Here is a 9214-nt window from a genome sequence, read left to right as displayed (position 1 = left end):
GGCCGGCTGCACGCTGCTCTATGCACCGACCGTCGCCACCATGTATCCGCCGGGCTTTGCCACCTATGTCCGCGTGGCCGATCTGCCCGACCTGCTGTGCGGCCGCGTCCGCCCCGGCCATTTCGACGGTGTGGCCACAGTCGTCTCCAAATTGCTGGCCGCCGCCCGCCCGGACGTGGCGGTGTTCGGCGAAAAGGACTGGCAGCAACTCGCCATCATCCGCCGCATGGCCGCCGACCTCGATCTGGGCTGCGAAATTGTCGGCGCCAGCATCGTCCGCGATGCCGATGGCCTCGCGCTGTCATCGCGCAACGCCTATCTCACTGCCGACGAACGCACCCGCGCCCTGGCCCTGCCACGCGCCCTGACAGCGGCGCGCGAGGCGCTGCTTGGCGGCATGCCGGCCGCGCCGGTATTGGCCAATGGCACCAAGGCCCTCAAAGCCGCCGGCTTCGCCCGCACCGATTATTTCGAACTGGTCGACGAAGAACATCTCAACGGCCTCGGCCAGATCCAGGCAGGTGCCCGCCTGATGGCGGCAGCGGTCATGGGCACGACACGGCTGATCGATAACCTTGCCGTTTGAGGGGTGGGTTGCGCAGGCATCATGTCTGTTTTCGACCCATTTGCGGGCGATCCCCGATCGGCGCGTAAACGGCAGCTTTGGCTGGAACCGGCCATCCGCCTGTCGTTAAGTGGCCCGGCAGCTAATCGCCCCAATTTCGGCCGTGAGTGGTGAGCAGCCAAGACACCCAAAGCGGACGTGAAGCAGTCCTGGGCCAAGTGGCTGAAACGGGGTGGAAGTCAGACCTCGAACTTGCGTATCAGAAAAGCAAGCTAAGCTTAAGACCGAAGACAACAAAGCCGTACGTAAACTTTAACAGAATGCATCAGCGTCTTTTTGTATCCAGCAATCGGGTCTGGATTGGAAAGACTGGCTACATCAGCGTTCAGACACGGAGCGAACTCCGTCGGAATAATAGGTCATTGTATCAAGCCTTATTGGCAACGCGCTTCGAAACGCTGAAATGCTCAAGCCCACGTACAAATCAAAATCTATTCTGCCACGACGAACCATCTGCGCAAAATGTAAAAATGCGTGGAATACAGCCTTCAGCAGCGTCTTCCCGAAACTGTGCCGCAGTGTAGAAATACTGGTTTCGTCGATTTCAATATAATCCTGACGATCATCATTAATGCGGCGCGCATCCAGATGGGCAGTATCCAACTCGGGACAGGTTGAGAACGTAGGGCCAAAGGGACGAACTGGCGCATCGCGATCAAACACCGCTAAAAGGCCAAGTTTCACCTGCGTCGTGTCAGGGGCTATATAAGGACGATATTGCTCTAAATGTAAATCGTACCATTCCCTAAATAGCCGAAGTGCATACTGCGTCTTTGCAGAAGCACCGTATAGATCGGTAAATACTTTTTTTGTTACCTCCCAGCACGCCACGTCGTTCTCCCAACTGTATCCCCAAGTGCGAAGAGTGGGCACGCGAGGCCCAACCTCAGGTAGCAAGCAACAAATGTCTGAGTCAGTGCAAACGAATGAACCGCGTGCGCGGCTTTTCGCGATTTCCAAGGCTATCGCCTCTGCGACGCTTCTGCATCCCACAGACTTCACGTGGAAGGTCTTACCTGGGCAAGCTATGGCGAGGACTGTCCTCCAAAACTCGGCATCATGTGTATCGTCGGCACCTGCTGCCGCTGCTTGAGATGCATCGCCGAAGTGCCCACCACCCTCGACGTAAACGACGAAATCTACACCGAGAAAGATATGCTGATTTGAAAGGCCGCTTTGGGTCCTTACCAAAATGTTCGACATGTTACTGCTCTTCAACAAGCAAATCGTCCATTCGTATTATGTGAGATCCGTAGGGACCTATTATATCTGGGGAGTGAGTGGCCACGATAAGTTGGGCATTATCATTCAACTGTAAAATTGAAGGAACAATCTTTTCTTGCCACTTGAGGTGCAGAGAGAGTTCTGGTTCGTCAGCGATGTAGATACAAGATCTGTGCTCTTGAAGGAGTGCCTCTCCAAGCAGTATGAGCAGTTGCTTCTCCCCGCTAGAAAGCTGGTACACGCTCACGTCATCCCCTTTGTCATTGATTGTACAAATCTCAAAAGAGTCAGTGACCCTTAGAGACTTTCGCTTGAGTAGCGAGTTCATAATTGTCATGAACGCACTTATGTCCTTGAATATATCGTCCTGCCGTGCCTTCTCTTCAGTCCACTTCTTGGTGATCTGTTGTATTTGCTGAAGGACTACCATAGCCTGAACCTGTTGAACCGTCAGGCCTTTATCTTTACTGCTCTTTACCGATTTGAGGGTGGAAAAGTATCTATTTGCTTTACTGGAAAACTTCTCTTTCTTTACACCAAGTCGCTCAAATGCTTCCACCAAAGCCGCCCTCTGTTCCTCAATGTCAATTTCTTTGACCAAGGAGAACAAGCGCGCATCATCGCGCTCATCAAGTAACGACATGAACGTAAATTCTTGAAATGCCCGCACGCTCTGATCGCGCATTGACACGAGCGACGAGTAATATCGAGAAAGTCGCGCAGATAGCTCATTTAACTTCATATCTACTGTCGAGTCGTATCCACGATCCGGAGTTCTTCTGTCATCCGCCTCATTTAGCAAAGTATTACGATGAATCGAAAGCCATACCATCGAGATTAGGCCCGATAATGCAGAAGTGAGGTCCCTCGTCCGCTTGCTCTGTCGCATATAGAATGATGGCGCGTTGGGCCGACGACGAAGCATTCTCTGTTCTTCTATGTCGTCCAGGGAAAAGGTGATTGGCTCGCTTTTTGATGAACTGTATATCCTATATTCTATTGATTCTATTCCAGATTTTGAATCAAGGTTTTTCTCGACGATGATCTTTGGCTTTCGCCTCCTATCACTAGTCGAGATTAATGTTATCTCTACCTTCCGGAACGCAAGCTTGTCTAAAGCGAGAAAGTCTGCTGCAAGGCAGGCCGCAATCAAATTTATGAGTGTGGTTTTGCCTGATCCGTTCTCGCCGATGAAGAACGTGACGCTAGGAAATATCGGCGTTGAGACGCGATATCGTCCCCAAAAGCCGTGCACATCAATCTTGGCGACGTGGTACAAATTGTGCTTCCCTTGATGGAGGATGGTTCATCTCAATGAGCGTGCCGGCAGGACACCTGTCAAGCCGCAACGAGTATTGCCTTAAGTTTAAAGCAGACTGAGGCGCGTTCACTGAGGTCAGATGTCCTGATCCCTGAATCGGCACCATCGTTGGGTTGAGTCGGTTTCCCCAGCAATTAATTCACAATAGCCGTCAGTCCGGGCTCGGCCCAACCCTGGCCATTCGGTGGTGTCGCTCGAGCACATGCGTGAATGTCGGCTGCTGGCGTAGGCTGCCGTTCAACGACCCCGCCAGAATTGACGGATTTGTCCCAAAATGGGTCATTCCAAGCTGAGGCTCAAAGCGGCAGCTATCCGCCCATCGCGGAAAATTAGCGGCACGCTGCTTCCCTCAACGTGAACCGCCTGCGTTCAAGCCCTGCGCTGTCCTACAGCCGGCATTTGTGCGACCTTGCGGATGCTCTTTTCCATCGCCAAACCCCACAGGCACACAGCTTTTCCGCCGCCCACACGCGCCGTGAAAAACCTCACGAAACCGTCAACTTCGTCTACTTCCAAACCCAACAGGGCGCGGAAATGCCATTGTTTTCAACGTTCCCGCCTTGGCCGCTCCTACGGCGCCAAAACCCGCGCTAACTGTTCCGCCGGCCCAGATATTGCCACAGGATCCCGCGCTGGATTTCGTTCGTCCCGGCATAGATCGACCCGGCGCGGTCGTTGAAATATTTGAGGATGGCCTTGGCAGCATAGGGCGGCCCCACACCCTTGCCGTCTGCCGGCGGCACAAAGCCCGGTATCGGACCGCCCGCAAGGGCCAGTTGCGGCTGGAAGGCGGCGGCATAGGGCATGGCCGCCTCCAGCTCCAGTTCGGTCAGTTTCTGGCTGAGTTCGGTGCCGATGACCTTCATGGCCGACGCCATCGGCCCCGGCGCCGTGCCCGCCGACTGCCCGGCCAGGAACGTCAGTTCCAGCGCGTCCATGGCGGCAATATCCACGCTGATCGCCGCGATGCGCCCGTTCATGCCCTTTGGTTGCCCGGTGGCGGCCAGATGCCTGGCCAGCGCCCCCAACCGGCTTTGCATCGACGGCGCATACATCGAACCGCCGCGTTCGAACTCCATCAGATATTTTGCCACCGTCCAGCCATCGTCGATTTCGCCCACCACATTGGCAATCGGCACCCGCACTTCGTCGAACATCACCTGGTTCTGCACATGCTCCCCCGACAGCGACACGATGGGCCGCACGCTGACGCCGGGGCTGCGCATGTCGATGAGCAGGAACGTGATGCCAAGCTGCGGCTTTTCCAGCCGGCTGGTGCGAACAAGGCAGAAAATCCAGTCCGCTTCATGGGCATGTGTCGTCCAGATCTTGGCGCCGGTGCACACAAGGTCATCGCCGTCACGCACCGCCTTCATCTGCAATGACGCCAGGTCCGACCCCGACCCCGGCTCGGAATAGCCCTGGCACCACAGTTCTTCGCCAGCCAGCATCGGGGGCAGGAACCGCGCCTTTTGCGCCGGCGTGCCATAACCCAGCAGCACCGGCCCGCACATGCCCAGCCCCATCGGCGACAGCGGCGGCGCCCCGGCCTGAGTCAGCTCCCGAGTGAAGATGTACCGCTGCGCCGCCGACCAGTCGCAGCCGCCATCGGCAATGGGCCATGACGGCGCGACCCAGCCCTTTTTGTGCAGGATGCGCTGCCAGGCCAGCGACAGTGATGGCGGCGCGTAGACGCTGGTCATGCCGGCGGTGGCGGCGCGCATTTCCGGCGTCAACTCGGCGTCCAGAAACGCCCGCACCTCGTGCTGAAAGGCCAGCATGTCCGCATTCCATTCGAGATTCATCGGCCGTTCCCCATAATGCGCCCAGCATGGCGGCTTGGGACCGCACCGCAACCGGGCAGTTTGAGCAGGAAGCGCTTGCCCCCGGCGCCGGTGCGGCCAACACTGTCGCCCCCAACATCCGAAAGGCCGGCCATGATTACCATCCGCCGCGACGACCCCGCCGCCACCCGTCACATCATCACCATCGGGGCGCACCAGCTTGTCGCCGACATGTCGGTGGCCAGCGGCGGCGCCGATGCCGGGCCGGACCCCCATGACCTGTATGACGCCGCGCTTGGCGCCTGCAAGGCGTTGACCATGGTGTGGTATGCCAACCGCAAGGGCCTGCCGCTGGGCGATGTCGGCGTGGCGGTAACGCGTGACAATACCGAGGAACGCGCCGGGGTTTACCGGCTGACGGCCACCATCACGCTTGGCGGCGACCTCACCGACGCCCAGCGCGCCGAGCTGCTGGCGGTCGCTGGCAAATGCCCGGTGCACAAGTTGATGACCGCCGTGGAAACCCGGATCGAAACCCGGCTGGCCTGAGGCGCTATTGCTCCCAGTCGCGCACTCGCAGGCCGGCCTCATACATGCGCCTCGCCTTCAACCTTGGCGCCAGAAACCGATAGAAAAACCAGTCCTTCAGCGCAAACGGCGTCACATGATACATCAGCCGCTCGGTCAGGTTCCAGCGGACATGGCTGTTCTGGGTGCGGCGCGGGGACGGCCAGCAGACATGGTCCGCGTCATAAACCGTGCGCCCGTGTTTCAGCACCCGGTGCGCGGTTTCATGATCGTGCAGCACCAGCGGCCAGGTGTCGTTCTTCGGCCCGCCCGCCGCCGCCAGCGCCGACACACGATAGGATTGCCCAAAGGTCCCGGTATGGCATTGTTTCGACAAGATCCGCGCCGTCAGCGCCAGCCGCCGCCGCTGCAGCCGCGATTCCGGCGCATCGAACTGCGCATACAAGTCGATGGCCATGGCGCCGGAAATGGTTTCGTCTGTCCCCATCAAGGCGTCGGCCCGGGCAATATAATCGGGCCGGTACAACGTATCGGCATCCCAAAGCGCCACCTTGGCCGCGCCCATTTCCTGTGCGATCCCAAAGCCGGTGCGCAGCGCGAATGTCTGGCCCGGCTGCCCTTCATGCACCAGCCGCGCCCTTGGATCGCCGGCTATCATGCCCGCCACCAGCGCCGCCGAGCCGTCGGTCGAGCCATTGTCGATGAGCAGGATGGCAAGGCTGGGCCAGTCCTGTGCCAGCGCGCATCGCAGCGTCGGTGCGATGAAATCCTGTTCGTTGTAAAAGGGGATGATGATCGCCCAAAGCGGCGTGTCGGCGGGGTCATTGGCCATGATCATTGCTGTATCGCGGTTGCGGCGCGGCGTCAGCAAAATGGTTGCATCTTGACGGCTGGCCCGCGCCGCCTTCCCATGCCGGCGTGATTGCCACCGCAGATCTTGCGCGGCTGATGGTACCGCTGGCCATCGGGCTGCTTATCGGCCTTGAGCGCGGCTGGCAGCAGCGTGGCCGCGCCGCCGGCAGCCGTGTCGCCGGCCTGCGCACATTCGGCCTGTTCGGGCTGATCGGCGGGCTGGCGGGCTATATCGCAGCCGGACAGGCACCGGTGTCGGCGGTGTTGATGCTCGGCGCCGCCGCCGTCATCGTCATCGGCTATCGCCGTCAGGCCCAGCCCAGCGCCACGACCGAGGCCGCAGCGCTGGTCACGCTGGCGCTGGCCAGGATCGCGGGGCACGGCCAGCCGGTGCCGGCGATGGCACTGGCGGCCATAACCGCATTCCTGCTGTCACAGCGGCAGGGCCTGCATGGCTGGCTGCGCGGTCTTGATGCCGATGATCTTCAGGCGCTGGTGCGCTTTGCCGTCGTTGCCGCCGGCCTGTGGCCGGTGCTGCCCGACCGCGGCATGGGGCCATATGGCGCCTGGAATCCGCGGGAATTGTGGCTTGTCGTGGTGGTGGTCTGCGCCTTGAGCTTTGCCGGTTATCTGGCCGGGCGCCGGCTGGGGGCAGGGCGGGGGGTGCTGCTGACGTCTGCCATCGGCGCCATTTATTCGTCCACGGCGGTCACGGCGTCGCTGGCCATGCGCTTGCGCGCCCAGCCCGACATGCTGCCCGCTGCCACGGCGGGAATCGCCATTGCCTCAGCCGTGATGTTCCTGCGCATAACCTTGCTGGTCGGTGCACTCGTACCGTTCGCCTTTGTCGATTTTGCACGCATCGTCACGCCCGGCGGCGTGCTGGCGCTGGTCTGGGCCTGGTTGGCCGCGCGGCGCAGCACAGCGGTGGCCGCTGACGCCGCGCCGCCTGGCAACCCGTTCGCGCTGTTGCCCGCACTGGCATTTGCGCTTCTGGTGGGGCTTGTCTCGCTTGCCGCGCACTGGGCGCAGCAGCGCTACGGCGACAGCGGCGTCGCTGTCACATTGGCGCTGACCGGCGCGCTTGATGTCGATGCCGCCATCGTCTCGCTCCGCGCCTTGCCGTCCGGCAGCATCGCGCCCGGCCTCGCCGGTGCCATATTGGCGCTGCCAGTTCTGCTCAACACCATGCTCAAGCTGGTGGTGGTGCTGGTGCAGGGCGGGCGCAGCGCCTGGCGGGCGGCGCTGCCACTCATCGCGGCGGCACTGGCGATCATCGCCGGTTTCGCGCTTGCTGCCGGCAGCATTGCCCGTCTAAGCATGACAGCATGAACCAGACCGCCGTACCCGCCCGCCTTTCGTTGCCGCTGCGGCCGCTGTTCACCATCACGATTTTGCTGGGCAGTTTCCTGTTGTTCCTCATCCAGCCGCTGTTCGGCCGCCTGGTGTTGCCGGTGCTCGGCGGCTCGCCCAGTGTCTGGAACACCGCGATGCTGTTCTATCAGGCGGCGCTGCTTGGCGGCTATCTTTATGCCCATGCACTCAGCCGGTTTTCGGTGCGCCGGCAAATGCTTGTGCATCTTGGCGTCTTTGCCGTCGCTGCGCTCACGCTGCCCATCGGCGTTGCCGATATCGGCGCCAGCCCGGATGGCGCGCCGACATTCTGGCTCATCGGCCTGCTGACCGTGTCCATCGGCCCGGTGTTCTTTGCCGTGTCGGCACAGGCGCCGTTGATGCAAAGCTGGTTCTCGCGCTCCGGTGACCGCGACGCCGCCAATCCGTATTTCCTGTATTCGGCGTCCAACCTTGGCAGTTTTGCCGCGCTGCTGGCCTATCCGCTGCTCGTGGAACCCATGGCCAGCCTTGGCACCCAGACGCTCGCCTGGTCGGCCGGCTTTGTGGCGCTGGCGCTGTGCGTTGCCCTTTGCGGGCTGGCTACCGGCATCGGCGAGGCGCCGGCCCGCAGCGCCGCCCGACCAGCCACAAGCTGGGCCAAACGGGGCCGCTGGACGTTGCTGGCCGCCGTCGCTTCGGGGCTGCTGCTGTCCACCACCACGCATCTGACCACCGACATCATGGCGATGCCGCTGCTCTGGGTGCTGCCGCTGTCGATCTACCTGCTCAGTTTTGTGCTGGTGTTTTCCGGCTCCGGGCCGGCCTGGACGCGTTTTGCCGTGCACGGCGCGCCGCTGGCGCTGATCACGCTGGGCGCCTGGGTGTGCATGCCGGCCGGGCCGGCTGCTGCCACGGTGTTCGCTGCCGCCGGGCTGCTGCTGCTGTTCATCATCGCCGTGGCCCTGCACGGCACGCTGGCGGCGGAAAAGCCGCAGGCCGAAGGACTGACCGATTTCTACCTTTGGATGTCGGTCGGCGGCGCGATGGGCGGCGTGTTCTGTGCGCTGGTGGCGCCGGTCATTTTCAACTGGCCATTCGAACACCCGTTGCTGCTGATTGCCGCTGTGCTGCTGGTGCCAACCCGGGAGCCGCATGCATTCTGGCAGCGTGCCTCGCTGCGCTATGGCGCTGCGGCGGCTGCGCTGCTGCTGTCATGGGGCGCGGCCACGCGCTTCAGCTTTGTCACCATCGACCGCTTCCAGTTGATCTGGCTGCCCTATCTGCTGGCCGTGGCGGCACTGGCGCTGCTGACCATGGCGGCGGTTGGCCGGCGCAAGCTGTTTGCCTGGTGCTTTGCCATGCTGATCCTGTCGCTCGGCGGCTGGAACCAGATCTTCATGTCGGCCGATGGCATGCGGCAGCGCAGCTTTTTCGGCGTTTACACCGTCGAGGACCGCAAGACGCAGGACTACAAGGCGCTGATGCACGGCACCACGATGCACGGGCTGCAATCCGACATCCCGGCCATGAAAACCGTGCCGATGA

Annotated in this window: 8 protein-coding genes; 4 read left to right on the top strand and 4 right to left on the bottom strand. The window is 61.1% G+C overall.

Going from position 1 to position 9214, the window contains the following annotated elements; genetic code table 11:
- Positions 1 to 586: pantoate--beta-alanine ligase (locus tag RMQ73_RS12615; protein ID WP_310498621.1), on the top strand; the 586-nt coding region annotated here is incomplete at its 5' end.
- A gap of 357 nt (positions 587 to 943) precedes the next feature.
- On the opposite strand, the gene RMQ73_RS12610 is transcribed toward RMQ73_RS12615, so the two are convergent.
- From RMQ73_RS12610 to RMQ73_RS12600, 3 genes are all read right to left on the bottom strand, one after another.
- Complete coding sequence (locus tag RMQ73_RS12610) at positions 944 to 1846, bottom strand: hypothetical protein (RefSeq protein ID WP_310498620.1); 903 nt, start codon at positions 1844 to 1846, stop codon at positions 944 to 946.
- Positions 1830 to 3128, bottom strand: coding sequence for an AAA family ATPase (locus RMQ73_RS12605; RefSeq protein WP_310498619.1), 1299 nt, complete (start codon positions 3126 to 3128; stop codon positions 1830 to 1832). Before RMQ73_RS12605 ends, RMQ73_RS12610 begins: the two co-directional genes overlap by 17 nt.
- Before the next feature lie 632 nt (positions 3129 to 3760).
- Entirely contained in the window at positions 3761 to 4975 is a 1215-nt protein-coding gene (locus tag RMQ73_RS12600) for an acyl-CoA dehydrogenase family protein (RefSeq protein WP_310498618.1), read from the bottom strand.
- A gap of 132 nt (positions 4976 to 5107) precedes the next feature.
- Between RMQ73_RS12600 and RMQ73_RS12595 the strand changes: the two genes are divergently transcribed.
- Positions 5108 to 5503, top strand: a complete 396-nt coding sequence (locus tag RMQ73_RS12595; RefSeq protein WP_310498617.1) for an OsmC family protein — start codon at positions 5108 to 5110, stop codon at positions 5501 to 5503.
- A gap of 4 nt (positions 5504 to 5507) precedes the next feature.
- Here RMQ73_RS12595 and RMQ73_RS12590 read toward each other — a convergent pair whose 3' ends face one another.
- On the bottom strand, positions 5508 to 6314 hold the full coding sequence (locus tag RMQ73_RS12590) for a glycosyltransferase (protein ID WP_310498615.1): 807 nt from the start codon (positions 6312 to 6314) through the stop codon (positions 5508 to 5510).
- 86 nt (positions 6315 to 6400) lie between these two features.
- On the opposite strand from RMQ73_RS12590, the gene RMQ73_RS12585 reads away from it, so the two are divergent.
- A complete protein-coding gene (locus tag RMQ73_RS12585; protein WP_310498614.1) occupies positions 6401 to 7666 on the top strand; it encodes a DUF4010 domain-containing protein in 1266 nt (421 codons plus the stop codon).
- A partial coding sequence (locus RMQ73_RS12580; RefSeq protein ID WP_310498612.1) for a hypothetical protein occupies positions 7663 to 9214 on the top strand: 1552 nt, incomplete at its 3' end. The genes RMQ73_RS12585 and RMQ73_RS12580, both read left to right, overlap by 4 nt.

The sequence above is a fragment of the Sandarakinorhabdus sp. genome (genome assembly GCF_031430775.1).
GTDB lineage: Bacteria > Pseudomonadota > Alphaproteobacteria > Sphingomonadales > Sphingomonadaceae > Sandarakinorhabdus.
The sequence above is the reverse complement of the archived record's forward strand: the minus strand, read 5'-3'. Positions and strand labels throughout refer to the sequence as shown.

What these genes read in the sequence shown, in the direction of transcription:
- RMQ73_RS12600 (WP_310498618.1), bottom strand. Translation starts at nt 4,975, where the DNA reads ATGAATCTCGAATGGAATGCGGACATGCTGGCCTTTCAGCACGAGGTG.
- RMQ73_RS12595 (WP_310498617.1), top strand. Translation starts at nt 5,108, where the DNA reads ATGATTACCATCCGCCGCGACGACCCCGCCGCCACCCGTCACATCATC.
- RMQ73_RS12590 (WP_310498615.1), bottom strand. Translation starts at nt 6,314, where the DNA reads ATGGCCAATGACCCCGCCGACACGCCGCTTTGGGCGATCATCATCCCC.